Origin of the sequence: Streptomyces sp. NPDC048696, assembly GCF_043198895.1 — a bacterium.
GTDB lineage: Bacteria > Actinomycetota > Actinomycetes > Streptomycetales > Streptomycetaceae > Streptomyces.
In genome coordinates this window covers 78,217-102,352 of sequence record NZ_JBICVJ010000012.1, presented here as the reverse complement: position 1 = coordinate 102,352, position 24,136 = coordinate 78,217, and the positions used below count along the sequence as shown (strand labels likewise).

Below are 24,136 nucleotides of genomic sequence, written 5' to 3'. Positions count from 1 at the left end.
TCGGCGGGGGCCCTTGCGTAGGGTGGGGGCCACCAGAACGGCCCATGGCGCCTTGTGCCGGGGCCCACAGAAGGGATGGCGTTTCCATGGCGATCGAGGTCGGCACCAAGGCCCCGGACTTCGAGCTGAAGGACAACCACGGCCGGACCGTGAAGCTCTCCGACTTCCGCGGCGAGAAGAACGTGGTGCTCCTCTTCTACCCGTTCGCCTTCACCGGCGTCTGCACGGGCGAGCTGTGCGAGCTGCGCGACAACCTGCCGCAGTTCACGGACCGCGACACCCAGCTGCTCGCCGTCTCGAACGACTCCATCCACACCCTGCGCGTCTTCGCCGAGCAGGAGGGCCTGGAGTACCCGCTGCTCTCGGACTTCTGGCCGCACGGCGAGGTCTCGCGCGCGTACGGGGTCTTCGACGAGGAGAAGGGCTGCGCGGTGCGCGGCACCTTCGTGATCGACAAGGAGGGCGTGGTGCGCTGGACCGTCATGAACGGCCTTCCGGACGCCCGCGACCTCAATGACTACGTGAAGGCGCTCGACACCCTGTGATCCTTCGGTCGAATCGCCTGTTTGAGGCGGGAACCGGTCACTAGGATCCAGACGTTGATCCGATACAACGTACGGACGGGGACGCTGACCAAGCCGGCCCCTCACACCATTGGGAGGACTCGTGGGAGTCAGCCTCAGCAAGGGCGGCAACGTCTCGCTGACCAAGGCCGCCCCCAACCTGACCGCGGTCATCGTGGGTCTGGGCTGGGACGCTCGTACCACCACCGGGGGTGACTTCGACCTGGACGCCAGCGCGCTGCTGACCAACGACCAGGGCAAGGTCGCCAACGACTCGAACTTCGTCTTCTTCAACAACCTCAAGAGCCCCGACGGCTCCGTCGAGCACCAGGGGGACAACCTCACGGGTGAGGGCGAGGGCGACGACGAGGTGATCAAGGTGAACCTGGCCGGCGTGCCGGCCGACGTCGCCAAGATCGTGTTCCCGGTCTCGATCTACGAGGCCGAGAGCCGCCAGCAGTCCTTCGGCCAGGTCCGCAACGCGTACATCCGCGTCGTGAACCAGGCGGACAACTCGGAGCTGGCCCGTTACGACCTGAGCGAGGACGCCTCGACGGAGACCGCGATGGTCTTCGGCGAGCTGTACCGCAACGGCGCGGAGTGGAAGTTCCGCGCCATCGGCCAGGGGTACGCGTCGGGTCTGCGCGGCATCGCGCAGGACTTCGGCGTCAACGTCTGAGCCTCGCTCTCCCTCGTCCGGCGCCGCACCTCGTGCGGCGCCGGACGCGCTCAACCCAACGCTTCACCATCCAGGGGAGGATTCAGATCATGGGCGTCACGCTCGCCAAGGGAGGCAATGTCTCCCTCTCCAAGGCCGCACCGAACCTCACCCAGGTGCTGGTCGGCCTCGGCTGGGACGCGCGTTCCACCACCGGTGCGGACTTCGACCTCGACGCCAGCGCCCTGCTCTGCGCCTCGGGCCGGGTCCTGGGGGACGAGTACTTCGTCTTCTACAACAACCTGAAGAGCCCGGAGGGCTCGGTCGAGCACACCGGGGACAACCTGACGGGTGAGGGCGAGGGTGACGACGAGTCGCTGATCGTCGACCTCACGAAGGTGCCCGCCGCCTGCGACAAGATCGTCTTCCCGGTCTCGATCCACGAGGCGGAGAACCGCGGCCAGTCCTTCGGCCAGGTAGCCAACGCGTTCATCCGCGTGGTCAACCAGACCGACGGCCAGGAGCTCGCGCGCTACGACCTGAGTGAGGACGCCTCCACGGAGACCGCGATGATCTTCGGCGAGCTCTACCGCTACGGCGGCGAGTGGAAGTTCCGAGCGGTGGGACAGGGGTACGCGTCCGGACTGCGGGGCATCGCTCTAGACTTCGGGGTCAATGTTTCGTAAAGCTGTGCCCAAGTGGTGCGCGGCACGGGGGGAGACTCTCCCCCAGACCTGGTCTGGGGGACCCCCATGAGCTAGATGGGGTAGTCAGTGATTCTGAAAACCTTCGGCTGGTCATTCGTGATCACCGCGGTGGGCCTCGCGCTCGCGGTGCTCTACGACGGCTGGACCGCCTTCGGGATCGTGGCGATCCTGTCCATCCTCGAAATCTCGCTGTCGTTCGACAACGCCGTGGTCAACGCCGGGATCCTGAAGAAGATGAACGTCTTCTGGCAGAAGATCTTCCTCACGGTCGGCGTCCTGATCGCCGTCTTCGGCATGCGGCTCCTCTTCCCCGTCGTGATCGTCGCCATCAGCGCCAAGATCGGCCCCATCGACGCCGTCAACCTCGCGCTGAACGAGAAGGAGCACTACAAGGAGCTCGTGACCGACGCGCACGCGTCGATCGCCGCCTTCGGTGGCATGTTCCTGCTCATGATCTTCCTGGACTTCGTCTTCGAGGACCGGGACATCCAGTGGCTGCGCTGGATCGAGCGGCCGCTGGCCAAGCTCGGCAAGATCGACATGCTCTCGGTCTGCGTCGCCCTCATCGTCCTGCTCATCTCGTCGATGACGTTCGCGACCCACGCGCACCTGCACGGCGGCGCGCACGCGGACAAGGGGCAGACGGTCCTCATCTCCGGCATCGCCGGTCTGATCACGTACATGATCGTCGGCGGTCTCTCCGGCTACTTCGAGGACCGGCTTGAGGAGGACGAGGAGCGCGAGCTGGAGGCCGAGGAAGAGGCCAGGAAGAGCGGCCGGGGCGGCGCCTCGGCGGTCCTGCTCGCCGGCAAGGCCGCGTTCTTCATGTTCCTCTACCTGGAGGTCCTGGACGCGTCGTTCTCCTTCGACGGCGTCATCGGCGCCTTCGCCATCACCAACGACATCGTGCTGATGGCGCTCGGCCTCGGCATCGGCGCCATGTACGTGCGCTCGCTCACCGTCTACCTGGTCCGCCAGGGCACCCTCGACGACTACGTCTACCTGGAGCACGGCGCGCACTACGCGATCGGCGCCCTCTCCGTGATCCTGCTGGTCACCATCCGGTACGAGATCAACGAGGTCATCACCGGCCTCGTCGGCGTCGTCCTGATCGCCTGGTCCTTCTGGTCCTCGGTCCGCCGCAACAGGCGGCTGGCGGCCGAGGGCGGCGAAGAGGCCGGCAGCGAGAAGGCGGAAGCCGTCACGGGAGCCTGAATCTCCCCGGCGTGATCACCATCCGCGTGGTGTGATCGGCCGACGATTGCGGAACGCTCTGTGCGGGGCGGTCATGAGGTCCAATGCCTTTGACCGCCCCGCCGTTCTCTTTGCATAGGGGTGGGGACAGATGGCCTTCTGGGACAGCCTGTTGCGGGGCAGGCCCTCAGCACAGTTCGACACGGGCGCCGCGAGCGGCTCCATCGAGCTGACCAAACGGCACCCGGTGGTCTCGCTCGGCAAGCAGGGCGCCAACGGGGGCAGTCTGCGCGTCAACCTGTCGTGGCGGATGCGCACCTCCGACTTCGGCGGCCGCTCGCAGCCGAGCGTGCTGCGGCACCCGTTCAAGCTCTTCAAGCCCGAGGTGGTCCAGGCGCACACCCAGGGCGTGGTCAACGTCGACCTCGACCTCGGGTGCATGTACGAGCTGACCGACGGCTCCAAGGGCGTGGTGCAGCCGCTGGGCAGCCTCTTCGGCGCCACCAACGCGCCACCGTACGTCCAGCTCAGCGGCGACGACAGGTTCGGTTCGCCGTCCGGCGAGACGATATACGTCAACCTCGACCACCGTGAGTCCATCAAGCGGCTGCTGGTGTTCGTCTACATCTACGACCAGACGCCCGCCTTCGACCGTACGCACGCCAAGGTCACGCTCTTCCCGAGCAACGGCCCGCGCATCGAGATCGACCTCGACGAGCACGCCCCGCAGGCGCGCTCCTGCGCGGTGGTGACCATCGAGAACATCAAGGGCGACATGGTCGTGCGGCGCGAGGTGAAGTTCGTATACGGCTTCCAGGCCGAGCTGGACCGGTTGTACGGATGGGGGCTGCAGTGGGGCCGCGGCTACAAGTCGAAGGCATGAGAGCGCGCGCGTGAGGGGACCGGGCGGCCCACCGCCCGGGTCCCGGCACAGGCACACCTCACTGCCGTATGAACTGCGGCCCCATCGGCGGCAGCACGAAGTCCGGGTCCGGCGCGAAGGCCGCGGCCGCGGGCTGCGGATAGCCGTACGAGGGCTGCGCGGAGGCCGGCTGCGGATAGCCGTAGGCGGGCCGGCGCGCGGGCGGGTACTGCGGCGGCGCGGGCTGCGGATACCCGTACGACGGCGAGGCCGCGGGCGGCGGCGGGTACTGCTGGGTCGGCGGCTGGGCCGAGGTCTGCGCGTGCGCCGGGAAGTCCGGCCGGTCCGGCTCGGGCGCGGCCGGGTCGGCCGTCGCGTCCTCGGCGTCCTCGTCCACCGAGATCCCGTACTCGGTGGCGAGCCCCACCAGACCGGTCGGATACCCCTGCCCCACCGCGCGGAACTTCCAGGCGTCCGCACGCCGGTACAGCTCGCCGCAGATGATCGCGGTCTCCTCGCCGGTCTCCGCCCGTACGTCGAACACGGCCAGCGGCTCGGTCCCGCCCGCCCCCGCGTCGTACAGCAGGACCCGCAGGTCGCGCACGGAGCCGAAGGTCGCGCCGTCCGAGGACGCGGTGACCAGGACGCGGTCGACGGACGGGTCGAGCGCGGCCAGATCGGCCTCGATGGTGTCGGTCAGGGCCTCGGCGACCCGCTTCTTCGGCAGCCGCCGCACCAGGCCCGAGGGGTGGCGCGGCTGGTTGTAGAAGACGAAGTCCTCGTCGGAACGCACCCGGCCGTCGGCGGCGAGCAGCAGCGCCGAGGCGTCCACGTCCGGCACGTCGGCGCCGGGCGTCCAGCGGAGCACCGCCCGTACGGCCATGGCGTCCAGCGGGACGTTCGATCCCTTCAGCATCGCGTGCGTCATGTTCGCCATCCTGCCTTCCCGCCGCCCGCCCGGACAACGCGGGGGCCTTGTCCCGCAGATGAGCGGTACGTACCTTACGTACCGCGTACGCACACCACGCGGGAGGGGGGTGGGCGGGTTACCTGGATTTCACACGGGTGGGGAACTCGGGACATGTGTTCCTACGTACTATTACCGGCCACTCTTACGTCAGTCCGGGCCATCGTTGCAGTTCAGGGGAATCCACATGCGTCACTTCGGACACGTTCCGCCTGCTGCTCGGAAGGATCTCTTCCATCGGGAGCCCGCCGAGTTCAGCCCGGCTTCACCGGCGCGCCTGCTGTCCGTCGCCCTGGGGGCCACGCTCTACAGCCCGGCGACCCGGCCCACGCTCGCCGACGACGTCCTGAAGCAGGCGCGCCGGGGTGTCGTGTCCATGGTGCTCTGCCTGGAGGACTCGATCGACGACGCCGAGGTGGCCGGGGCCGAGGCCAATCTGGTCCGCCAGTTCGCCGACCTCGACGCGCGCGGCGCCGAGCCCCCGCTGCTCTTCATCCGGGTCCGCGAGCCCGCCCAGATCCCCGACCTGGTGGAGCGCCTGGGCGACAGCGCGCGGCTGCTCTCCGGGTTCGTGCTGCCGAAGTTCACCGAGGAGCGCGGGGTGCCGTTCCTGGAGGCGCTGGCCGTGGCCGAGGCGGCGAGCGGGCGCAGGCTGTTCGCGATGCCGGTGCTCGAATCACCCGAGCTGCTGCATCTGGAATCCCGCTGCGAGACGCTGACCGGGATCGCCCGCACTGTCGACAAGTACCGGGAGCGGGTCCTCGCGCTGCGGCTCGGCGTGACCGACTTCTGCTCCGCGTACGGGCTGCGGCGCTCGCCCGACATGACGGCGTACGACGTGCAGATCGTGGCCGGGGTGATCGCGGACGTGGTGAACGTGCTGGGCCGCGCGGACGGCACCGGCTTCACCATCACCGGCCCGGTCTGGGAGTACTTCCGGCTCCAGGAGCGGATGTTCAAGCCGCAGCTGCGCCGCAGCCCCTTCCTGGAGGGCCGCGCCGAGGACCTGCGCGACGCGCTGATCGAGCACGACATAGACGGCCTGCTGCGCGAGATCGAGCTCGACCGCGCCAACGGACTGCTCGGCAAGACCTGTATCCACCCCTCGCACGTGGTGCCGGTGCACGCGCTCTCCGTGGTCAGCCACGAGGAGTACAGCGACGCGCAGGACATCCTGCGTCCCGAGCGGGGCGGCGGAGGAGTGCTGCGCTCGGCGTACACGAACAAGATGAACGAGGTGAAGCCGCACCGCGCCTGGGCCGAGCGGACCCTGCAGCGCGCCGAGGTGTTCGGCGTCGCGCGCGAGGACACCGGCTTCGTGGAGCTGCTGACCGCCGGTCTGTCCGGCTGAGAACAACCAGCGAACAACTAGAGGACGTAGCGAACGTGGTGGTCTGGTCGGGAACGTGGGTCGCGGAGCGGCTCGGGGTCGAACTCCAGGGTGACGAGCGGTTGCCCGCCCTGCTGGGGCTGGCCCTGCGCCGCAACCCCAAGCGGGCGCATCTGCTGGTCTCGAACGTGCTGGGCAAGCATGTGCCGCAGCGGCCCTCGCGGGTGTACGGGGCGGGGTTCGGTCTCGGCGAGGAGGTACGGGCGCTGCTCGGCGCCGACGAGTCGGCGCGGGCGGTCGTGCTCGGCTACGCGGAGACGGCGACGGGCCTCGGCCACGCGGTCGCCGACGGCATCGGCGTGGCGCCCTGCCTCCACTCCACCCGGCGCCCGGTCGCGGGCGTCGCGCGGGCGGGCGGCTTCGAGGAGTCCCACTCGCACGCGACCTCGCACCTGCTGCTGCCCGAGGACCCCGCGCTGCTCGCCGGGGACGGGCCGCTGGTGCTGGTCGACGACGAGTTCTCGACCGGGAACACGGTGCTGAACACGATCCGGGCGCTGCACGCCCGGTACCCGCGTGAGCGCTACGTGGTGGTGGCCCTGGTCGACATGCGCTCCCCGGCGGACCACGCCCGCCTGTCCGCGTTCGCGACGGAGCTGGGCGTCCGGGTGGACCTGGTGACCCTGGCGGCAGGAACGGTTCACCTCCCGGAGGGGGTACTGGAACGGGGCCAGGCGCTGGTGGCGCAGTACAGCGGCACCCCGGCCCCGGGCCCCGCTCGCTCGACCCCGGCCACGGCCCCGCCCGACGGCGTCGTCCCGGTCGACCTCGCCTGGCCGGACGGCCTCCCCGACGGCGCCCGCCACGGCTTCACCCCGGCGCACCGCACCCGCCTGGAGGCGGCGCTCCCCGCCATGGCCGACCGAATAGCCGCGCGCCTCGGCGCCACCCCGGGCAAAATCCTCGTCCTCGGCTTCGAAGAGCTGATGTACACCCCCCTGCGCCTCGCCCTCGCCCTGGAGCACGCGGGCCTGGACGTCCGATACTCGACGACGACCCGCTCGCCGGTCCTCCCCGTCGACGACCCCGGCTACGCCATCCGCACCCGCATCGCCTTCCCCGCCCACGACGCCCCGGCCGACGGCCCCGGCGAGCGCTACGCCTACAACGTCGCCGGTGCCGGCTTCGACACGGTCGTCGCCGTCGTCGACTCCACCGCCGACACCCCCGAACTCCACGCCCCCGACGGCCTGTTGGCCCAGCTCGCCGCGCACATCCCGCACGTCGTCCCCGTCGTCGTCCCCTCGTACGTACCCGAAGGTGCCCCCATGCCCGAGCCGCTGCGCGGTCCCGACTTCTCCTCGTACGCGCCGGACGAGGTCGGCTGGCTGCTCAAGGACCTGTCCGGCGTCGAGCTTGAGGCGCCGACCGAGGAGCGCGAGGAGGCGATCCAGAGCGGCGGCGCCCACTACGCCGAGTCGCTGCCGGTCGAGTACCAGCCCTCGCCCCAGTACCAGGAGCTGTTCCGCGCCGCGCTCGACTCCTCGGCCGAGCGCATCGCCCGTGCCGTGGGCATCGTGACGGAGACGGTCCTGGCCGAGCGGTCGCCCCGCCCGGTGCTGGTCTCGCTGGCCCGCGCGGGCACCCCGGTCGGGGTGCTGATGCGCCGCTGGGCACAGCACCGGCACGGGCTCGACCTGCCGCACTACGCGGTCTCCATCGTGCGCGGCCGGGGCATCGACCCCAACGCGCTGCGCTGGCTCACCGCCCACCACGACCCCGCCGACGTCGTCTTCGTCGACGGCTGGACCGGCAAGGGCGCCATCACCCGTGAACTGGCCGCCGCGATACGGGAGTTCGCTGAATCCTCGGGGGTTGACCGGTTCGACCCGGAGATCGCGGTGCTCGCCGACCCCGGCTCGTGCGTGCGTACGTACGGCACCCGCGAGGACTTCCTCATCCCGTCCGCGTGCCTCAACTCGACCGTGTCCGGGCTGATATCGCGGACCGTGCTGCGCCGCGACCTGATCGGGCCGGGTGACTTCCACGGCGCCAAGTTCTACCGCGAACTGGCCGACGCCGACGTCTCGGTGGACTTCCTGGACGCCGTCGCCGCCCGCTTCGACGAGGTCGGCGCCGACGTGGACCGCGAGGTCAAGGCGCTCCAGGCCGCCGACCGCACCCCCACCTGGGAGGGCTGGGCCGCCGTCGAGCGGATCAGCGAGGAGTACGGCATCCACGACGTCAACCTCGTCAAGCCCGGCGTCGGCGAGACCACCCGCGTCCTGCTGCGCCGCGTCCCCTGGAAGATCCTGGCCCACCGGGGCGCCGGGGCCGACCTCGACCACGTACGCCTGCTCGCCGAGCAGCGGGGGGTGCCGGTGGAGTACGTCGACGACCTGCCGTACAGCTGTGTCGGACTGATCCACCCCCAGTACACGCGCGGGGCGACCGGCGCCGACGGAAAGGCCGTGGCCTCCCGATGAGCACCCTGATCGCCAGCGACCTGGACCGTACGCTGATCTACTCGGCGGCGGCCCTGGACCTGACCATGCCCGATCCCCGGGCCCCCCGGCTGCTCTGCGTGGAGATCCATGAGCACCGGCCGCTCTCGTTCATGACCGAGCGCGCGGCGGCCCTGCTCGCCGGGCTCAAGGCGGATCCGGCCACCGTCTTCGTGCCCACCACGACCCGGACCCGCAAGCAGTACCAGCGCATCCAGCTCCCGGGCCCGCCCGCCCGGTTCGCGATCTGCGCCAACGGCGGGCAACTGCTCGTCGACGGGGTCGCCGACCTCGGCTGGCGGCGCCGGGTGGACGAGCGGATCGCCGCCGAGTGCGCCACGCTCGACGAGGTCCGGGCCCACATCACGGCCACCGCCGACCCCGTGTGGCTGCGCAAGGAACGGGTCGCCGAGGACCTGTTCGCGTATCTCGTCGTCGAGCGCGCGCTGCTGCCCGAGGACTGGGTCGAGGAGCTCGGCGCCTGGGCAGAGGCCCGGGGCTGGACGGTCTCGCTCCAGGGCCGCAAGATCTACGCGGTCCCCAAGCCGCTGACCAAGAGCGCGGCCGTACGGGAGGTGGCCCGGCGCACCGGCGCCGATCTCACCCTGGCCGCCGGTGACTCGCTCCTGGACGCCGATCTGCTGCTCGCCGCCGACCAGGGCTGGCGCCCGGGCCACGGCGAACTCGCCGACTCCGGCTGGGCCGCGCCGCACGTCGGCGTGCTTGAGGAGCGCGGTGTGGTGGCGGGCGAGGAGATCGTGCGCAGGTTCGTCGCGCGCGTGGCGCGCGCCTCGGCCGACACGACCCCGGGTGCGGCCGTGCGGGCGTAATCCACCCCATACTCGCCCGTATGGCCAAGGGAAACACGACCAAGATCACAGACGAGCTGTACGGGTACATGCTGGCGCACAACCCGCCGCTGGACGCGGTGCAGCGCGAGCTGGTCGAGACGACGTACGCGCGGCTGCCCGACCACGCGGGCATGCAGTCGGCCGAGGAGCAGGCACCGCTGCTGGCGTTCCTGGTACGGCTCGTGGGCGCCCGGCACGTCGTGGAGGTCGGCACGTTCACCGGCTTCTCCGCACTCGCCATGGCCCAGGCGCTCCCGGCGGACGGGCGCCTGATCGCCTGCGACATCTCCGAGGAGTGGACGGCGTACGGCCGCGAGGCCTGGGCGAAGGCGGGCGTCGCCGACCGGGTCGACCTGCGCATCGGCCCGGCCCTGGACACGCTCCAGGCGATGCCCGACGTGCCGCACATCGACTTCGCCTACCTGGACGCGGACAAGGACAACTACATCGCGTACTGGGAGGAGTTGGTCCCCCGGATGCGCCCGAACGGCATGATCGCCGTGGACAACGTCCTCTTCCAGGGCAAGGTCGTGGACCCGGCGGCAACGGGGCCGGCGGCCGCGATCCAGCGCTTCAACGACCATGTGAGACGGGACGAGCACATGGACAGCGTGATGCTGACGGTGGCGGACGGTCTGACGCTGTCGAGGAAGCGGTGAGCTGATGGCGGCCGGCCTGGCCGGCTGCGACGCGCCCGATCTTCAGGCGCGACGCGCCCTGCCTTTCCGCGACGCGCCCTGCCTTTCAGGGGCGCGGGGCTGTGACATTGTGCGGCTCCGCCGCGATGGGGGTCCCCCCTGTTCGAGCGGAGTCGAGAACTTGGGGGAGCGACCAGCCCCCACCGGCCCGCAGCCAGACGACAACGCCCCCAGGGCTCAGCCGCAGCAGCCCCCGCCGCAGCAACCGCCGCCACCCCCGCCGGAAGGCGACGGCGCCGCGTCCCGGAACGCACCCCCCACCGCCACGGTGGAAAGCAACTTCACCGTATCCGCATGCCCCGCAGGGCACGTCGCGGGCGCGGACGACTCGGCCATGGGCCGACTGAGCTCGAACGTGTCGCCGCAGGACCGGCAGCGGAAGTCATAGCGAGGCATACGCCCAGGCTAGCGGGCCCGCCCGGAGCGCGGGTACGGCTACCGCAGAGGCCGATGCGGAGTGCCCTCCTCCGCCGCATCCTCGTGCCGCGCCTTCCAGTACGGATTGTCGTGCGGCAGATGCGCGCCGACCCTCCCGTACATCCCGAAGACCATCAGCACCAGCCCGACGATGAAGCTGAAGATCACGTTCTGCATCTTGAACGCGAGGAAGTTGGCCGAGCCCCGGTCGAGCAGGGCCAGGTTCACGAACCCGCTGATCAGGAAGAGAACGCCGAGCGACATGTTCAGCCAGGAGGCGAAGTTGCCGCCCTTGACCATGCCGTAGAAGAGCAGCGCGCCGACCACGATCGAGATCACGCTCAGGGTGCCGTTGGTGCTCAGCCCGGCGACTTCCTTGCCACCGGTGTCGAAGAACCCGATGTTGTGGGTGAGCCCCAGGATGCCGAAGACGACCAGGAAGAGCCCGACGAGCCCGGCCCCGACGCGGTAGACCTTGCTCAGCCGGTGGTCGACGGGAAGATGCTCGTCGAGCGAGACGCGGTGGGCGAGGGTGGAGTGCAGCATATGGGTGGCCATGCGTGGCCTCCTCGTTCGGTACGTACGTGTCCATACGTACTCCCAGCATCGGCCCGCAGTGCCGACACGACAACCGGGACCGGGGCCGGGCCGGGGGGGCCGAGGGAGGGGCCCGTCAGGCGCCCTGGCCGCGCTCCTCGCGGATCTGCGCCACCACGCGCGCGGCGGTCGCCCGGACCGCCTCCGTCTCCGTGAGGAAATGCCAGTAGTCGGGGTGGCGGCCCTCCAGCGTCGCGATCGCGCGCTCCAGGCGCTCCACGGAGTCGTCGAGCGGGCGGGCGTGGCGCGGGTCCGGGGTGGCGCGGCCGGACATCGCGAGCCGCTGCGCGTCCCGCAGCGCGAACCGGGTGCGCTCGATCTCCTGCTGCGGGTCCTTCGCGACCGCGTCGAGCCGCCGCAGCCGGTCACCGGCGGCCGAGACCGCCTCGTCCGTGGAGTTGAGCAGCGCCCTGACCGTGCTCAGCCGGGACGTCGCGTCGGCCCAGCGCTGCTCCTCGCGCGCGGTGGCCGCCTCCTTCAGCTTCTGCTCGGCCTGTCTGACGTCGGCGAGCGCCTGGTCCGGTACGTGTTGGAGGTCCTGCCAGCAGGCGGCCGAGAACCGGCGCCGCAGCTCGCTCAGGACCGGGTCGACGCTGCCGGCGCGGGTGGTCAGCGCCTGCGCGCGGGTACGCAGCGAGACCAGGCGGTGGTCGATCTCGGCGGCCCGCTCGGGCAGCCGCGCCGCCTCGGTCCGCACGACCTCGGCCTCCCGCAGCACCCGGTCGGCGCGCTGGAGCGTCTCGGTCACGCCGTGCTGACCGGCGCCCTGGTTGAGCTTGGTGAGCTCCGGGGCGAGCGCGGCCAGGCGGGCGGCGAGCTCGTCGGCCCGCAGCCCGGACGCCCGCACCGTGTCGAGAGCGGTGCTCGCCGCGAGGAGCGCCTGCCGTGCGCGCTCGACGGCGGGCGCGAGCCGCGCCAGCTGGGTCTCGGCGGTGGCCAGGAGCGGCCCCAGGCCCTGCTCGAACCGGTCGAGCTCGCCCTTGACCCGTACGAGCTCGTCCTTGGCCCGGGTCAGCTCGCCCCGGGCCCGCGCGGCCGCCGAGGCCTCCAGGCCGTCGCGGTCCAGGTCGTGCGCGTCGACCGTGGTGATGTAGTCGTTGCTGACCTCGTCGATACGCCGGCCAAGCGCCGCGAAGTCGTCCACGGCCTTGCGGGCGCCCGGCGAGCTGTCCACGGCCGTGATCGTCTCGATGGAGATCCGCAGATCGCGCTGGGCGGTGTCCAGCTCGTAGAAGGCGGCCGCCGCCGCGTCCTTGGCGGCCTGCGCGTCGGCCCGCACGCTCTCCCCGCGCCCGCCGAACCACCGCCGCGTCCCGCCCCCGGCGAACGCCCCGGGCAGCACGGCGACCCCGACGACCAGCGGCAGCGCGGCGAGCGCCAGCACATCGCGCAGCTGCCGCCGCACCCCGGCGGCCCGCACTACGACACCGGGGACGATGGCACCCGCTCTGCTGTACGGCCGCGCGTGTGTCGCCGTCACATCCCTCTCCCGTGCCGTGTCCGCCTGCCGGTTCATTCTCCCACCTGGTAATGACGAACACACCGGTCGTTTAGTTCGCGCTCACCCGGCCCGCGGGATCATCCCAAAGAACGGGTTTGCAGCTCTGCCCGGGGAGGCATGTACGCTGTTCCCTCATCCACGGATCCCTTCCACGGATGTGTCACGGGCGTGTAGCTCAGTGGTAGAGCGCTGCTCTTACAAAGCAGATGTCGGCGGTTCGAAACCGTCCATGCCCACCCTTGACGAAGGCCCCCGCCGTTCCCGGCGGGGGCCTTCGCCGTACCCCCTGACCTCGTCCGTTCCTCAGCTCTCCAGGGGACGCCCGCAGCGCAGGTTCCAGCGGCCCGAGCGGCCCGACAGCTCGGTGACGGTCAGCGGGGCCACGTCCAGGCGCCAGAACGCCGGGGGCGGCAGGGTCAGCGCGTGCGTGGTCGCCGCGCGGATCACCGCCGGGGACGCGACCGCCAGCACCCGGCCGCCCTCGGCGGGCAGCGTGTCCAGCCACGCGCCCACGCGCGCGACGAGCGCGAGCAGGCTCTCCCCGCCGTGCGGCGCGGCCGCCGGATCCGTGAGCCAGGCACGCACCCCCGCCGGGTCCGCGCCGCTCAGCTCGTCGAGCCGCCGCCCGCGCCAGGTGCCCAGATCCCAGGCGGCCAGGGCCGGTTCGGAACAGGTGGGCAGCCCCCGCGCCAACTCGTAGAGCGACGACGGCGGTTTGAGCCGACGCCCCGGCACCGGCAGGGCCGCCGCCGCGTCCTGGACCCGGCGCACGGCGGCGTCGTCCGGGGCGGCGGTGTCGTCGCCGACCCGCGCCTCGCGCGCGTAGCGGTCGGCCGGCGGTGAGATCAACATCACGCGTACGGTCATGAGGCAAGCAGAACACGGGCGTTCACGCACTTGGCGCGGGGGTTGTGCTCCCGCGCGCCGTAGCGGCGCGGACCGTCACGCGGTACGGTCTCGTGGACATAAAGACGGTGTGAAGGAAGCCCGGTGGAACTCCGGCACGGTCGCGCCACTGTGAACCCGGCGAGCTCCCTCGAAGAGGGAGCGAAGACGGGGAAGTCAGACCCACCACCGTCGACAAAGGCACCAACGACCGGGACGCGTGTTCCCCAGGAGGTTCTGCCATGGCACTTTCCGCTGCCCCCGCGCCGAGCGCACCAGCCACCCCCGCGATCACTCCCATCTCCCTGAAGGCGATCGCCCCCTGGGCCCTCTTCTTCGGCATCCTCATGCTCGTGCTGCTCTACTTCGTCGGCTCCGAGCAGGGCGCCACCAGCGTCTTCTCCGGCGAGAACGTCCACGAGTGGCTGCACGACGGGCGCCACCTCCTCGGCTTCCCCTGCCACTGAGACCCGGGGTACCGACTCGTGAACTCCCTGTCCGTCAGGGCGCTGTTGGTGCGTGGCATGCTCGCCGGTCTGGTGGCCGGCGCGTTGGCGCTCGCCGTGGCGTACTTCCTGGGCGAGCCCCGGGTGGACTCGGCCATCGCCTTCGAGGACGCGCACGCGCACGAACACGGCGAAGAGGTCTTCAGCCGCACCTTGCAGTCCACCGGCGGTCTCGCCACCGGTGTGCTGGTGTTCGGCGTGGCGGTGGGCGGTATCGCCGCCCTCGCGTTCTGCGTCGCACTCGGCCGCCTCGGCCGGTTCGGGCCGCGCGCCACGGCGGCGTTCGTGTCCATGGGCGCGCTGCTGACCGTCTACGTGGTGCCGTTCCTCAAGTACCCGGCGAACCCGCCGTCCGTCGGGGACCCCGACACGATCGGCAAACGCACCGCCCTGTATTTCCTGATGATCGCGCTGAGCGTGCTGCTCGCCGTCGGTGCCGTGATCCTCGGCCGCCGGCTCGCGCCGCGCCTGGGCAACTGGAACGCGTCCGTCGCCGCGTCGGCCGCCTTCCTGGTCGCGGTCGGGCTCGCGTACGCGTTCCTGCCCGCCGTCAACGAGGTGCCGAAGGACTTCCCGGCGACGCTGCTCTGGCAGTTCCGCCTGGCGGCCCTCGCGATGCAGGTCACGCTGTGGGCCGGCTTCGGTCTCCTCTTCGGCCACCTCGCCGAACGGCTCCTGGTGCCCGCGCCCGCGAAGGCCGAGCGCCCGGCGGGTACGTCCGCCAACACCACGGCGGCGTCCGCGCACTGACGCTTATCGCCACAGAAGGCACGCACGAGGGCCCCGGACCGTTCGACGGTCCGGGGCCCTCGCGCGCGTGGGTGGTGCTGACTGTCGGGTGGTGCTGATGGCGCTCGTTCAGTCCGGGCGGCGCAGCGAGAAGAAGCGGCTCTGCCGCTCCCTGCGGTAACGCCGCTCCCACCGGGCCATACGGTCCCGGCGGTCACGATAGGACCGGTAGTCCGTGTCGACGCCACGGCCCGAGCCGCCGGCTCCGGACGAGCCGCCGGACGGTGCCGTGGAGCGGCCACGGCGTGGGGCGCTGAAGAGTACGGCCACCACGGCGACGCAGAGCACTATGCCGCCGAGACTGAAGCCGAAGCCGTACAGGACCAGCGCCAGGACGAGAATCCACAGGATCATGGCGTGTTCCTCTGGGGACGGTTCGGGGGCTCCCCTGGCCCCCGCGCCCTCCAAGTTACTCCGGTACGGCGGGAGTTGGCCTCCGAGTTACGTTCCGGCCAACGCCGCGCGCGGAGCCGTATCCGGCCGATGTCGTACCCGGGATCGTCCCCCGGTCGGTGTCCCGCCCGGCCTTCGGGCGGTGACGCGCGCGTGCGCTCAGAGTCCGCGCAGGCGCTCCATCTCGCGGCGGTCGCGCTTGGTCGGGCGGCCCATGCCCCGGTCGCGCACGCCCGCGGCCAGCACGTCCGCGCGCGGGGGCGGCGGCGGGCTGTTGTCGACGTACGCCTCCACCGCGACCGCCGCGCCGACCCGCTTGCGGATGATCTTCGAGACGACCACGATCCGCTCCCGCCCCTCCAGTCGCAGCCGTACCTCGTCGCCGACCTTCACGGTGTGCGCGGGCTTCACGCGCTCGCCGTTGAGCTGGACGTGACCGGCCCGGCAGGCCGTCGCCGCCACGGAGCGCGTCTTGGTGAGCCGTACGGACCAGATCCAAGCGTCGATCCGTACCGGCCCCGCCGAGCCCGCTGCCTTCACCTCGTCTGCTGCCGCCATGCCCCCGACTCTAGACTCACCGCCGCGTGCTGGAGCCGGATCCGGTACGAGTACGGCGGAAGTCCGCTAGCGGATGATCAGGCAGGTCGTGGTGGCGTGCGCGACCAGCTTGCCCTCGGCGCTGAGCACCTTGCCCTCGGCCGTGGCGGTGCGGCGCCCGACGTGGATCGTGGTGCCCTCGGCGGTGAGCCGTCCGGCGTCGAGCGCGACCGGGCGGATGTAGTTCACCTTCAGTTCGAGGGTGGTGTAGCCGACGCCCGCCGGGAGCATGGTGTGCACCGCGCACCCCATCACCGAGTCGAGCAGCGTGGCCGCGATGCCGCCGTGGACGGTGCCGAGCGGGTTGGAGAACTCGGGCCGGGGGTCGAGGGACATCACCGTGCGGCCCTCGTCGATCTCGTCGAAGGTCATGCCGATGAGCTTGCCGATGGAGGGCACCCGGCCGGGCTCGCGCTGGGCCCAGCGCAGCAGTTCCAGGCCGGACATGGCGGAGAAGTCAACGGTCGTCATGGGATCGAAGCTATCAGTTTGAAAAGAGAACTGACCCGGTCCGCGAAGATCCCCGGGTCCGTTGTCAGTGGTACCCGTCACACTGGGGGCATGTGCAGAAGCATCAAGACACTCAGGCCGCCGGCCCTCCCCGAGGAGGCCACCGACGAGGACATCCGCGCCGCCGCGCTCCAGTACGTGCGCAAGGTGTCCGGCTTCCGGGCGCCCGCCGAGCACAACCGCGAGGTGTTCGACCGCGCGGTGGACGAGATGGCCGAGGCGACAGCCCGGCTGCTGGAGGGGCTGGAGATACGGGGAGTGCCGGTCAGGACACCGGCGTCGGCGTAGCGCGGCGGTTCGCGGTGCGCCGTGCCGTGGTGGCTCGTGGTGTGCCCGGTCAGGCGGCCGTCGTGGCCGGTTCCGGGCGGCGCATGACGTACGCGGCGAGGGAGCCCGCGGCGAACAGTGCGAGGACGGAGATGCCCGTGCCGAGCCAGGTCGCGCCGAGCCAGCGCCCGCCGAAGTAGCCGAGGCCGACGCTGTACCCGGCCCAGGCGATCCCCGCGAGGGCGGACCAGGGCAGGAACTCCCTGGGGGTGCGGTGCGCCGCGCCCGCGCCCAGGGAGACCACGGACCGGCCCGCCGGGGCGAACCGGGCGATGACGACGAGCGCGCCGCCGCCCCGGCTCAGCGCGGCGCCGAGACGTTCCTGTGCGCGGGTGAGGCGGCGCGAGCGGGAGATGGCCCGGTCCAGCCGTGCACCGCCGCGCCAGGCGAGCCGGTACGCGACGAGGTCACCGGCCACGGAGGCCGCGGCGGCGCAGGCGGCGAGAAGCAGCAGATCGGGTACGTCACGTATGGCGTGCGGGGCGCCCGCGGCGGTGGTCGAACCGGCCGCCGCCGAGGTCGCGGCGGTGATCACCAGGACCCCGCTGGGCAGGACCGGGAGGAACACGTCCAGGAGAACGGAGACCGTCACCACGGCGTAAATCCATGGGCTGCCGGTCAGCGACCCCACACTCTCCAGCACTGCGACCCCCGAACGGAATGCGCCCCGCTCCCGCTGTTCCGCGGCCGGGACGCTGTACAGCCGTACAGCGTACGCCTGGGGCGCATGGGGTTTCCGTTCGGGGGTGAGGTGTCACCGGCGAGCCGGTGAACCGCCGTGGCCCCGGGTCAGCGTGACGCCCCCGCAGGAGCCGTGGCGGGCGCCGTCTCGGGGAGTCCGGCGGTACGGCGGCCGCCGATCAGCTGGTCGAGGGCGAGCGCGCCGGGGCCGGTGAAGACGAGCAGCAGGAAGGCCCAGCAGAACATCGCGGGCGCCTCGCCGCCGTTCTGGAGCGGGAGCAGCGCGCCGGACTGGTGGACGTCGAAGTACGCGTACGCCATGGATCCCGAGGCGAGGAAGGCGGCGGAGCGGGTGAACAGACCGGCCATGATCAGCAGGCCGCAGACCAACTGGATGACGGCGGCGTACCAGTTGGGCCAGGTGCCGGCCGCCAGCGCGCCGCCGGTGCCGGCCGCGCCGCCGAACCAGCCGAAGAGCGAGGCGGCGCCGTGGCAGGCGAAGAGGAAGCCGGTGACGACGCGGAAGAGGCCGAGCACGTACGGCTTGGCGCGCTCGGTGTCGAGAGCGGAGGGGAGCGTGGGGGAGGCCATGGGGGACGGGCTCCTTCGGGGTGGGGGAAGGGGTCGTTGAAGTCTCAAGGTTAGGTAGACCTGATTAGTGCTTGCAAGTTCAAGTTTAAGTAGGTGACCTGATTCCGCTTATGGTCGGCTGGAAATCGCCTTTACGGGGGGCATACATGGACGTAAAGCGAATGTGTCGGAACGCAGGGTTACGTGGCGTGTGGGGTTTACGCGGAGTGCGGGGGCGGCTCGGGCTGCTCGACCTACTCCGACTACTCCGCTTACTCGGCCTGTTCGGCCTGTTCGGCCTGTTCGGCCTGTTCGGCCTGTTCGGCCTGTTCGGCCTGTTCGGCCTGTTCGGCCGTGAGGTTGCGGTCGAAGACCGTGACCAGGCGGGCGGGGCCGCGCGCGCGGCCCGTGCGGGCCTGGTCGAGCCGCAGCCGTGCGGAGCGGCCGCGCAGGGTCAGTGTCATCAGCTGGTTCCCGAACCAGGGGCCGGCCGTGCGGTGCCATCGCACCGGGGGCCGTCCGGTGCGGCCGTGCCGGGTCAGCGCGCGGCCGAGGCGGCGCCCCGCCCGGCTCCAGCCGAACCGGAACCCGGCCCGGATCACGGCGTGCACCGCGTTGTGCACGGGCGAGCAGGTGAGCTGGAACACCCGCGCGTCGGAACGGCTGTTGGCAGGGCCGTCGGGAAGGCCGTCGGCCCGCTCGGGCTCGGCGATGTACGCGTGGTGCACGTCGCCCGAGAGCACGCAGACGGTGGCCGGGGCGGCGGGGCCCGAGGCGACGCGGGCGATCAGCTCGGCGAGCCGGGCGAAAGAGGCGGGGAAGGCTGCCCAGTGCTCCAGATCGGCCCGGCGGCGCAGCTTTTCGGCCAGCCGCGCCCAGCGCGCGCCGCGCACGCCACGGCACAGCGCCGCGCTCCAGGTCTCCGTGTCATGGACGAGCGGCGGCAGCAGCCAGGGCAGCGAGCTGCCGATCAGCAGGTGGTCGTAGCTACCGGGCCCGTCGAGCGCCTGCTCCCGGAGCCAGTCGGCCGTCGGCTCGTCGAGCATCGCGCGCTCGTCCTCGTCCAGGACGCGGGCCGCGCGGGTGTCCACCATCAGCAGCCGCACCCGCCCGAAGTCGCGGCGGTAGCTCCAGCGCGGTCCGGCGGAAGAAGCGGTCGGCGCGCAGCCCCGCCGCAGCGCCTCCGTCCCGTCGGGGCTCGCCAGGACCGCCGCGTACAGCGGATCGGCGGCCAGCTGGGCCGGGGAGAGATTGCCCAGGTGCTGGTAGACCCAGTACGACATGAGCCCGCTCGCCAGCCGCTCCGGCCACCACGCGGTGCCGCGCATCCCGGCGAGCCAGGCGGCGCTGGTGTTCCAGTCATCGACCACGTCGTGGTCGTCGAAGATCATGCAACTCGGCACGGTGGAGAGCAGCCAGCGCACCTCGGGGTCGCCCCACGACTCGTCGTAGAGCCGGGTGTACTCCTCGTACTCCCCGACCTGCGCCCCCGGCGGATCGCGCAGATCGCGCCGCGCGGCCAGCCAGCGCCGGGTCGCCCGCGAGACGGCGTCCGCGTACACCTGGTCGCCGAGCAGCAGCAGGACGTCGGGGCGCTCGGCGCCGGGGTCGGCGGTGAGGCGCACGGCGAGGGTGTCGAGGGCGTCGGGCCCCACAGGGTCACGCTCGCGCTCCGGCGGTGCGGCCCACCGGCAGGATCCGAACGCGACGCGCAGCTCCCGCGCGCCGGGCGCGGGCGTACGGATCACGGGCGAGGGAAAGGGGGAGTGCTCGGGCGGCCACACGCGCCGGCCGTCGAGCAGCACTTCATACGGTGTGGCGGCGCCGGGGGCGAGGCCGGTGACGGGGACGAGCGCGTAGTGGTGCCCGGCGATCTGGAACGTACGGGCGGAGCCGGAAGGGGTGTCCGGGGCGCCGTCGCCGTGCCGGGAGGAGCCGGAAGCGGTGTCCGGGTCGACCCCGCCGCAGCGCACCCGGACCGTCGAAGGGCGGTCGGTCTCCACCCAAACCGTGGCCGAGGTGCCGGACTCCCCGTCGACGTAGCGCAGCAGCGGTCCCAGGCGCAGTCCGGCCATGTCGTCCCCTCCGTCGTTCCGTACGGTACGGAACGACGGAGGGCCCAGATAGTGCCGTCGGCGCGTCGCGCCGGCGCTCGCGGCGGTGCCGCGCATCCACCCGCATCCGGGCGTACCTGCGGCGGCGTACCGTGGGCGCGTGCTGCTGCCCGTCAACGTCACGCTCGGGGTCGTCCTCGCCGTACTGCTGCTGGCCGCGGCCGGTGTCGCGGCGGTCGCGCAGCTCGGGCGGGGCCGGGAGATCCTGGTCGCCGGGGTGCGCGCGGCCGTTCAGCTCGCGGTGGTGGCGAGCGCGATCCGCTGGGTGGTCGGGTCGGTGCCGCTGCTGCTCGGCTTCCTGCTGCTGATGTACGCGGTGGCGGTCCGTACGGCCGGGCGGCGGATGACGGCCAACGGCACCTGGTGGTGGGCCGCGGTGCCGATCGCCGCCGGGGTCACCCCGGTCGTCGCCTCGCTGCTGCTCACCGGGCTCGTGCCGGTCAAGGGCATCGCGCTCATCCCCGTCACCGGCATCCTCATCGGCGGCGCGCTCACCGCGACGGTGCTCGGCGGGCGGCGCGCGCTGGACGAGCTGACCGCGCGGCGCGGCGAGGTGGAGGCGGCGATGGCGCTCGGGCTGCTCGACCGGGACGCGCGGATGGAGGTGGCCCGGACGGCCGCGTCCGACGCGCTGCTCCCGGGCCTCGACCAGACCCGGACCGTGGGCCTGGTCACGTTGCCGGGCGCGTTCGTCGGCATGCTGCTCGGCGGTGCGTCACCGGTGCAGGCGGGCGCGGTGCAGCTGTTCGTCCTGGTGGCGCTGATGGCGGTGCAGGCGACGGCGGTGTCGGTGGTGCTTGAGCTGGTGGCGCGGGGGAGGGTGCATCGGGATGTGGCGGGGTGAGGCCGGGCCGTCGGGCGGCGGGGGAGTTCGGCGCGGAGTTCGGCGTGGGACCAAAGTCCCTGCCCGGGGTGCGGGCGCGTCCCGTATTCTGTACGGAGCAGAAGGGGAGTAGCTCTTCGCCGGACCGTCGACATACTGCTGGAACCTCCCCAGGGAGAGCCCAGCCGGCGCCCGGAGGCAGGCCCGCGAGGGTCGGCCAGCGAGACCTTCGGCCGCAGTGACCATGACCGTTCATGGCGCTGCCGTGCCGAAGCGACCCCGGAATTTCTTCGTGAAACGCTCTCGGTACGGCCGTGCCCGACCGATTGAGGAACCTTTTCCGTGCTCAGCTTCACCATCGTCGCGATCACGTTCGGCGTGATCTTCCTTGCCGAACTCCCCGACAAGACCGCGCTCGCGGGTCTGATGCTCGGCACCCGCTACAAGGCGTCGTACGTGTTCGTCGGTGTCGCCGCGGCCTTCCTGGTCCATGTCGCGCTCGCCATCGCGGCGGGGAGCGTGCTGACGCTGCTGCCGCATCGGCTGCTGCAGGCCATCGTGGGCGTGCTGTTCCTGGCGGGGGCGGCGATGCTGCTGTTCAAGAAGGACGATGACGACGAGGACGTCGCGGCGCCGGCGGATCAGTCGTTCTGGAAGGTGTCCGGGGCGGGGTTCATGTTGATCCTGGTCGCGGAGTTCGGTGATCTCACGCAGATCATGACCGCGAATTTGGCGGCCCGGTATGACAGCCCGCTGTCGGTGGGTGTGGGGGCGGTGCTGGGGCTCTGGGCCGTTGCGGGGCTGGGGATTCTGGGTGGGCGGACGTTGATGAAGTACGTGCCGCTGAAGTTGATCACGAAGATCGCGGCGTGCTTGATGGCCGCGTTGGCGGGGTTCAGCCTGTTTGAGGCTGTGGCCGGCTGAGGCGGGTTGTTCGGGCGCGGGGTGTCTGTGGCTTGTCGCGCAGTTCCCCGCGCCCCTCAAGCGCCCCTTCGGGGCGATCGCGGCACGAGCCGTTCCGTTTGGCTGCGGGGCGGTGGGGGCTTGTCGCGCAGTTCCCCGCGCCCCTAAAAGCGCCCCTTCGGGGCATCCTGTCGTTTGGCTGCGGGTCGTCTTGGGTTGCTCGCGCAGTTCCCCGCGCCCCTAGGAGGTACTGGGTACTCAGGGCGTGATCGTCAGGCGGATTGTGCCGTCGGCCTGTGGCGTCACCGTTACGTGCGTCAGGTCAGGGACGTGGGCCGTCGGAGCGTGTTCCGCTGCTCGGGGGCCTACGCCGATTACTCGCATTCCCGCCGCCTTGCCTGCGCGTATGCCTGCCTCCGAGTCCTCGAAGACGATGCAGTCCGATGGGGCGAAGCCCAGTTCCGCGGCGCCCTTGAGGAAGCCTTCCGGGTCGGGCTTGCTGGCGCCCACCCGCTCGGCGGTTACCCGGACGGCGGGCATGGGGAGGGCCGCCGCGGTCATGCGGGCGCGGGCCAGGGGCTCGTTGGCCGAGGTGACCAGGGCGTGCGGGAGTCCGGCCAGGGCGGCCATGAAGGCGGGGGCGCCGGGGACCGGGACGACGCCGTCGGTGTCCGCGGTCTCCTGCGCGAGCATCACGCGGTTGTCGGCGTGGTTCTGCTCCATGGGGCGGTCCGGCAGCAGGACGGCCATGGTGGCGTAGCCCTGGCGGCCGTGGACGACCTTCAGCGCCTCGTCGGGGTCGAGCCCGTGCTCGACGGCCCAGGCGCGCCAGCAGCGTTCCACCACGGCGTCGGAGTTGACGATCGTGCCGTCCATGTCGAGCAGGAGGGCGCGGGCGGTCAGGGTGGTGGGCGTGGCCGTCATCGGCGGACTCCTGGGTGCGGGAGCAGAGACACAAGCGGCCCCGCCCGCCGGTCAGGGAATACGGGCGGAGCCACTTTGTTCCTCCACGATACAAAACGTGGTGCCGAATACGCCAACCGCCCCCGCCGAACCGTTCGACTGCGGACGGTTCGGCGGGGGCGGCGGTGACGGACGGGGTCGGATTTCCGGTTACGGCTGGGACGTCTGCGCCTCCAGGGCGCGGCGGGTCTCCGGGCCGTAGACGCCCGGCGGGTCGGCGTCGAGACCCATGTACGACTGGTACGTGCTGACGGCGCGCTCCGTCTTCGACCCGAACCGGCCGTCGGCGTTCCCGTCGTAGATCGTCAACTGGGCCAGCCGGTCCTGGAGTTCGGCCACTTCGGGCCCACTGTCGCCCCGGCGCAGTACGGGCGCGGTGGCGGGCCGGTCGGCCGGGGCCGTGGTGCTGTCCACGGTGCCGGTGGCCTTCGACGGGGAGGGCGTGGGGGAGGCGGACTTGCGGGACGGGCGGGGGGAGGGCCCGGCCGTGCGGCTCGGCGAGGGGGAGCTCTTGCGCGGCGACGGGCTCGCGCTCGGGGTGCCGTGGCTCGACTGCGACGCGGTGGGGGAGGGCGTCGGGGAGTCCGCGGAGGGGGTGTCGCCGTACGGGAGGGTGGAGACGGTCGTGTCGGGCAGCGCCGCCGAGTCGTCGTGCCCGCCGCCGAGCAGCCCGCCGCCCGCGAAGGCCGCCGTACCGACGGCGAGGATGGCCGCGGCGGCGACCGAGGCCAGGAGGAGGGGGCGGCGACGGAGGGAGTGGGAGCGGGACGAGGTGGTGGCGGTGTGGGCCGGGCGCAGTACGGGCTCGCGGGGGTCGGTTTCGGGATCCACGTACGTGTCGGCGTAGGCGCCACCTTCGCCACTCCCGCCGGTGGCCACCGGGCCGGGCACGGCCGCGAACGCCACGGTGCCGCCCTCGGCGGCGGCCGCGAACGCCGGGCCGGCGCCCGGGCCCGCCACCGGCTCCCCCGGAACCGCCCGCAGCGGCATCGTGGCCGACGGGTCACCGGCCGGCACGGCCCCCGCGCCCGGCGCCGGATCCGCCCCCACGTTCTCCAGCGTCACGTACGGGCGCAGGCGCAGCGGGTCGAAGTCCTCGCTCGCGGCTATCTCGGCCGAGCGCTCGGCGCGGGCGGCGCACGGGCAGCCGGGTCTGCCGTCGTGCTCGCGTTCCGTACCGCATTCAGGACATACGTGTGCCCTCATCGTGGGTCCCCTCCCCTTGA

27 protein-coding genes, 1 tRNA gene and 1 riboswitch are annotated in these 24,136 nt (G+C 71.8%); of the genes, 15 read left to right on the top strand and 13 right to left on the bottom strand.

The window, feature by feature from the left end; translation table 11 throughout:
• Window positions 1-86 precede the first annotated feature (86 nt).
• The 5 genes from ACGFRG_RS25180 to ACGFRG_RS25160 all read left to right on the top strand — a co-directional run bounded on the left by ACGFRG_RS25180 (window position 87) and on the right by ACGFRG_RS25160 (window position 4,005).
• The gene (locus ACGFRG_RS25180; RefSeq protein ID WP_361428868.1) at window positions 87-545 is read left to right on the top strand and encodes a peroxiredoxin; all 459 of its coding nucleotides are present in this window, start codon (window positions 87-89) and stop codon (window positions 543-545) included.
• A gap of 121 nt (window positions 546-666) precedes the next feature.
• Entirely contained in the window at window positions 667-1,242 is a 576-nt protein-coding gene (locus ACGFRG_RS25175) for a TerD family protein (protein WP_361428866.1), read from the top strand.
• Window positions 1,243-1,331: 89 nt separating this feature from the next.
• Window positions 1,332-1,907 carry a TerD family protein gene (locus ACGFRG_RS25170; protein WP_361428865.1) on the top strand — a complete coding sequence of 192 codons (576 nt, stop codon included), beginning with the start codon at window positions 1,332-1,334 and terminating at the stop codon, window positions 1,905-1,907.
• An 87-nt stretch (window positions 1,908-1,994) separates the two neighbouring features.
• Entirely contained in the window at window positions 1,995-3,143 is a 1,149-nt protein-coding gene (locus ACGFRG_RS25165; protein WP_393267428.1) for a DUF475 domain-containing protein, read from the top strand.
• A gap of 130 nt (window positions 3,144-3,273) precedes the next feature.
• Complete coding sequence (locus ACGFRG_RS25160; protein ID WP_361428861.1) at window positions 3,274-4,005, top strand: Tellurium resistance; 732 nt, start codon at window positions 3,274-3,276, stop codon at window positions 4,003-4,005.
• A 58-nt stretch (window positions 4,006-4,063) separates the two neighbouring features.
• Here the strand turns inward: ACGFRG_RS25160 and ACGFRG_RS25155 are convergent, their stop codons facing one another.
• Window positions 4,064-4,912 (bottom strand): TerD family protein, encoded by an 849-nt coding sequence (locus ACGFRG_RS25155; protein WP_361428859.1) that lies wholly within the window; start codon window positions 4,910-4,912, stop codon window positions 4,064-4,066.
• Window positions 4,913-5,138: 226 nt separating this feature from the next.
• Here ACGFRG_RS25155 and ACGFRG_RS25150 point away from each other — a divergent pair, with 226 nt between their 5' ends.
• The 4 genes from ACGFRG_RS25150 to ACGFRG_RS25135 are packed head-to-tail and all read left to right on the top strand — an operon-like array spanning window position 5,139 to window position 10,295.
• Entirely contained in the window at window positions 5,139-6,302 is a 1,164-nt protein-coding gene (locus ACGFRG_RS25150) for an HpcH/HpaI aldolase/citrate lyase family protein (protein ID WP_393267425.1), read from the top strand.
• Between the two features lie 38 nt (window positions 6,303-6,340).
• Window positions 6,341-8,767 (top strand): phosphoribosyltransferase, encoded by a 2,427-nt coding sequence (locus tag ACGFRG_RS25145; RefSeq protein WP_393267662.1) that lies wholly within the window; start codon window positions 6,341-6,343, stop codon window positions 8,765-8,767.
• Window positions 8,764-9,615, top strand: a complete 852-nt coding sequence (locus ACGFRG_RS25140; RefSeq protein ID WP_361428855.1) for an HAD family hydrolase — start codon at window positions 8,764-8,766, stop codon at window positions 9,613-9,615. Before ACGFRG_RS25145 ends, ACGFRG_RS25140 begins: the two co-directional genes overlap by 4 nt.
• A 20-nt stretch (window positions 9,616-9,635) precedes the next feature.
• A complete protein-coding gene (locus ACGFRG_RS25135) occupies window positions 9,636-10,295 on the top strand; it encodes a class I SAM-dependent methyltransferase (RefSeq protein WP_361428853.1) in 660 nt (219 codons plus the stop codon).
• Between the two features lie 216 nt (window positions 10,296-10,511).
• On the opposite strand, the gene ACGFRG_RS25130 is transcribed toward ACGFRG_RS25135, so the two are convergent.
• From ACGFRG_RS25130 to ACGFRG_RS25120, 3 genes are all read right to left on the bottom strand, one after another.
• Window positions 10,512-10,730, bottom strand: a complete 219-nt coding sequence (locus ACGFRG_RS25130) for a zinc ribbon domain-containing protein (RefSeq protein ID WP_361428851.1) — start codon at window positions 10,728-10,730, stop codon at window positions 10,512-10,514.
• A 39-nt stretch (window positions 10,731-10,769) separates the two neighbouring features.
• Window positions 10,770-11,309 carry a DUF4383 domain-containing protein gene (locus ACGFRG_RS25125; protein WP_361428849.1) on the bottom strand — a complete coding sequence of 180 codons (540 nt, stop codon included), beginning with the start codon at window positions 11,307-11,309 and terminating at the stop codon, window positions 10,770-10,772.
• Between the two features lie 115 nt (window positions 11,310-11,424).
• Window positions 11,425-12,828 (bottom strand): hypothetical protein, encoded by a 1,404-nt coding sequence (locus ACGFRG_RS25120; RefSeq protein ID WP_393267422.1) that lies wholly within the window; start codon window positions 12,826-12,828, stop codon window positions 11,425-11,427.
• Window positions 12,829-13,013: 185 nt separating this feature from the next.
• Here ACGFRG_RS25120 and ACGFRG_RS25115 point away from each other — a divergent pair.
• A tRNA-Val gene (locus ACGFRG_RS25115) sits at window positions 13,014-13,085 on the top strand.
• A 67-nt stretch (window positions 13,086-13,152) separates the two neighbouring features.
• On the opposite strand, the gene ACGFRG_RS25110 is transcribed toward ACGFRG_RS25115, so the two are convergent.
• Window positions 13,153-13,716, bottom strand: a complete 564-nt coding sequence (locus ACGFRG_RS25110; RefSeq protein WP_361428846.1) for a histidine phosphatase family protein — start codon at window positions 13,714-13,716, stop codon at window positions 13,153-13,155.
• A gap of 76 nt (window positions 13,717-13,792) precedes the next feature.
• Window positions 13,793-13,940, top strand: a riboswitch (cobalamin riboswitch).
• 36 nt (window positions 13,941-13,976) lie between these two features.
• Between ACGFRG_RS25110 and ACGFRG_RS25105 the strand changes: the two genes are divergently transcribed.
• Both ACGFRG_RS25105 and ACGFRG_RS25100 read left to right on the top strand, forming a co-directional pair.
• Complete coding sequence (locus ACGFRG_RS25105; protein ID WP_361428844.1) at window positions 13,977-14,201, top strand: CbtB domain-containing protein; 225 nt, start codon at window positions 13,977-13,979, stop codon at window positions 14,199-14,201.
• A gap of 18 nt (window positions 14,202-14,219) precedes the next feature.
• Entirely contained in the window at window positions 14,220-14,990 is a 771-nt protein-coding gene (locus tag ACGFRG_RS25100) for a CbtA family protein (RefSeq protein WP_361428842.1), read from the top strand.
• A 108-nt stretch (window positions 14,991-15,098) separates the two neighbouring features.
• On the opposite strand, the gene ACGFRG_RS25095 is transcribed toward ACGFRG_RS25100, so the two are convergent.
• From ACGFRG_RS25095 to ACGFRG_RS25085, 3 genes are all read right to left on the bottom strand, one after another.
• On the bottom strand, window positions 15,099-15,383 hold the full coding sequence (locus ACGFRG_RS25095) for a hypothetical protein (RefSeq protein WP_361428840.1): 285 nt from the start codon (window positions 15,381-15,383) through the stop codon (window positions 15,099-15,101).
• Window positions 15,384-15,581: 198 nt separating this feature from the next.
• Window positions 15,582-15,980, bottom strand: coding sequence for an RNA-binding S4 domain-containing protein (locus tag ACGFRG_RS25090; RefSeq protein ID WP_361428838.1), 399 nt, complete (start codon window positions 15,978-15,980; stop codon window positions 15,582-15,584).
• 66 nt (window positions 15,981-16,046) lie between these two features.
• On the bottom strand, window positions 16,047-16,490 hold the full coding sequence (locus ACGFRG_RS25085; RefSeq protein WP_361428836.1) for a PaaI family thioesterase: 444 nt from the start codon (window positions 16,488-16,490) through the stop codon (window positions 16,047-16,049).
• 90 nt (window positions 16,491-16,580) lie between these two features.
• Between ACGFRG_RS25085 and ACGFRG_RS25080 the strand changes: the two genes are divergently transcribed.
• The gene (locus ACGFRG_RS25080; RefSeq protein ID WP_361428834.1) at window positions 16,581-16,817 is read left to right on the top strand and encodes a DUF2277 domain-containing protein; all 237 of its coding nucleotides are present in this window, start codon (window positions 16,581-16,583) and stop codon (window positions 16,815-16,817) included.
• A 49-nt stretch (window positions 16,818-16,866) separates the two neighbouring features.
• Here the strand turns inward: ACGFRG_RS25080 and ACGFRG_RS25075 are convergent, their stop codons facing one another.
• From ACGFRG_RS25075 to ACGFRG_RS25065, 3 genes are all read right to left on the bottom strand, one after another.
• The gene (locus ACGFRG_RS25075; RefSeq protein ID WP_361428832.1) at window positions 16,867-17,499 is read right to left on the bottom strand and encodes a VTT domain-containing protein; all 633 of its coding nucleotides are present in this window, start codon (window positions 17,497-17,499) and stop codon (window positions 16,867-16,869) included.
• Window positions 17,500-17,645: 146 nt separating this feature from the next.
• On the bottom strand, window positions 17,646-18,128 hold the full coding sequence (locus ACGFRG_RS25070; protein WP_393267417.1) for a DoxX family protein: 483 nt from the start codon (window positions 18,126-18,128) through the stop codon (window positions 17,646-17,648).
• A 251-nt stretch (window positions 18,129-18,379) separates the two neighbouring features.
• A complete protein-coding gene (locus ACGFRG_RS25065; RefSeq protein WP_393267659.1) occupies window positions 18,380-20,182 on the bottom strand; it encodes an alkaline phosphatase D family protein in 1,803 nt (600 codons plus the stop codon).
• A gap of 139 nt (window positions 20,183-20,321) precedes the next feature.
• Here ACGFRG_RS25065 and ACGFRG_RS25060 point away from each other — a divergent pair, with 139 nt between their 5' ends.
• Together ACGFRG_RS25060 and ACGFRG_RS25055 are read left to right on the top strand one after the other, a co-directional pair.
• The gene (locus tag ACGFRG_RS25060) at window positions 20,322-21,065 is read left to right on the top strand and encodes an ABC transporter permease (protein ID WP_361428828.1); all 744 of its coding nucleotides are present in this window, start codon (window positions 20,322-20,324) and stop codon (window positions 21,063-21,065) included.
• A gap of 321 nt (window positions 21,066-21,386) precedes the next feature.
• Complete coding sequence (locus tag ACGFRG_RS25055) at window positions 21,387-21,968, top strand: TMEM165/GDT1 family protein (RefSeq protein WP_361428826.1); 582 nt, start codon at window positions 21,387-21,389, stop codon at window positions 21,966-21,968.
• A 237-nt stretch (window positions 21,969-22,205) separates the two neighbouring features.
• On the opposite strand, the gene ACGFRG_RS25050 is transcribed toward ACGFRG_RS25055, so the two are convergent.
• Window positions 22,206-22,871, bottom strand: coding sequence for an HAD-IA family hydrolase (locus tag ACGFRG_RS25050; protein ID WP_393267415.1), 666 nt, complete (start codon window positions 22,869-22,871; stop codon window positions 22,206-22,208).
• Between the two features lie 189 nt (window positions 22,872-23,060).
• Complete coding sequence (locus ACGFRG_RS25045; RefSeq protein ID WP_393267412.1) at window positions 23,061-24,116, bottom strand: peptidoglycan-binding protein; 1,056 nt, start codon at window positions 24,114-24,116, stop codon at window positions 23,061-23,063.
• Window positions 24,117-24,136: the final 20 nt, after the last annotated feature.

Bases quoted from the DNA above. Each gene is read 5' to 3' on its own strand.
- ACGFRG_RS25180 (WP_361428868.1), top strand. From the start codon at position 87: ATGGCGATCGAGGTCGGCACCAAGGCCCCGGACTTCGAGCTGAAGGAC.
- ACGFRG_RS25170 (WP_361428865.1), top strand. From the start codon at position 1,332: ATGGGCGTCACGCTCGCCAAGGGAGGCAATGTCTCCCTCTCCAAGGCC.
- ACGFRG_RS25160 (WP_361428861.1), top strand. From the start codon at position 3,274: ATGGCCTTCTGGGACAGCCTGTTGCGGGGCAGGCCCTCAGCACAGTTC.
- ACGFRG_RS25155 (WP_361428859.1), bottom strand. From the start codon at position 4,912: ATGACGCACGCGATGCTGAAGGGATCGAACGTCCCGCTGGACGCCATG.
- ACGFRG_RS25150 (WP_393267425.1), top strand. From the start codon at position 5,139: ATGCGTCACTTCGGACACGTTCCGCCTGCTGCTCGGAAGGATCTCTTC.
- ACGFRG_RS25140 (WP_361428855.1), top strand. From the start codon at position 8,764: ATGAGCACCCTGATCGCCAGCGACCTGGACCGTACGCTGATCTACTCG.
- ACGFRG_RS25135 (WP_361428853.1), top strand. From the start codon at position 9,636: ATGGCCAAGGGAAACACGACCAAGATCACAGACGAGCTGTACGGGTAC.
- ACGFRG_RS25130 (WP_361428851.1), bottom strand. From the start codon at position 10,730: ATGCCTCGCTATGACTTCCGCTGCCGGTCCTGCGGCGACACGTTCGAG.
- ACGFRG_RS25125 (WP_361428849.1), bottom strand. From the start codon at position 11,309: ATGGCCACCCATATGCTGCACTCCACCCTCGCCCACCGCGTCTCGCTC.
- ACGFRG_RS25110 (WP_361428846.1), bottom strand. From the start codon at position 13,716: ATGACCGTACGCGTGATGTTGATCTCACCGCCGGCCGACCGCTACGCG.
- ACGFRG_RS25105 (WP_361428844.1), top strand. From the start codon at position 13,977: ATGGCACTTTCCGCTGCCCCCGCGCCGAGCGCACCAGCCACCCCCGCG.
- ACGFRG_RS25095 (WP_361428840.1), bottom strand. From the start codon at position 15,383: ATGATCCTGTGGATTCTCGTCCTGGCGCTGGTCCTGTACGGCTTCGGC.
- ACGFRG_RS25090 (WP_361428838.1), bottom strand. From the start codon at position 15,980: ATGGCGGCAGCAGACGAGGTGAAGGCAGCGGGCTCGGCGGGGCCGGTA.
- ACGFRG_RS25085 (WP_361428836.1), bottom strand. From the start codon at position 16,490: ATGACGACCGTTGACTTCTCCGCCATGTCCGGCCTGGAACTGCTGCGC.
- ACGFRG_RS25080 (WP_361428834.1), top strand. From the start codon at position 16,581: ATGTGCAGAAGCATCAAGACACTCAGGCCGCCGGCCCTCCCCGAGGAG.
- ACGFRG_RS25070 (WP_393267417.1), bottom strand. From the start codon at position 18,128: ATGGCCTCCCCCACGCTCCCCTCCGCTCTCGACACCGAGCGCGCCAAG.
- ACGFRG_RS25065 (WP_393267659.1), bottom strand. From the start codon at position 20,182: ATGGCCGGACTGCGCCTGGGACCGCTGCTGCGCTACGTCGACGGGGAG.
- ACGFRG_RS25050 (WP_393267415.1), bottom strand. From the start codon at position 22,871: ATGACGGCCACGCCCACCACCCTGACCGCCCGCGCCCTCCTGCTCGAC.
- ACGFRG_RS25045 (WP_393267412.1), bottom strand. From the start codon at position 24,116: ATGAGGGCACACGTATGTCCTGAATGCGGTACGGAACGCGAGCACGAC.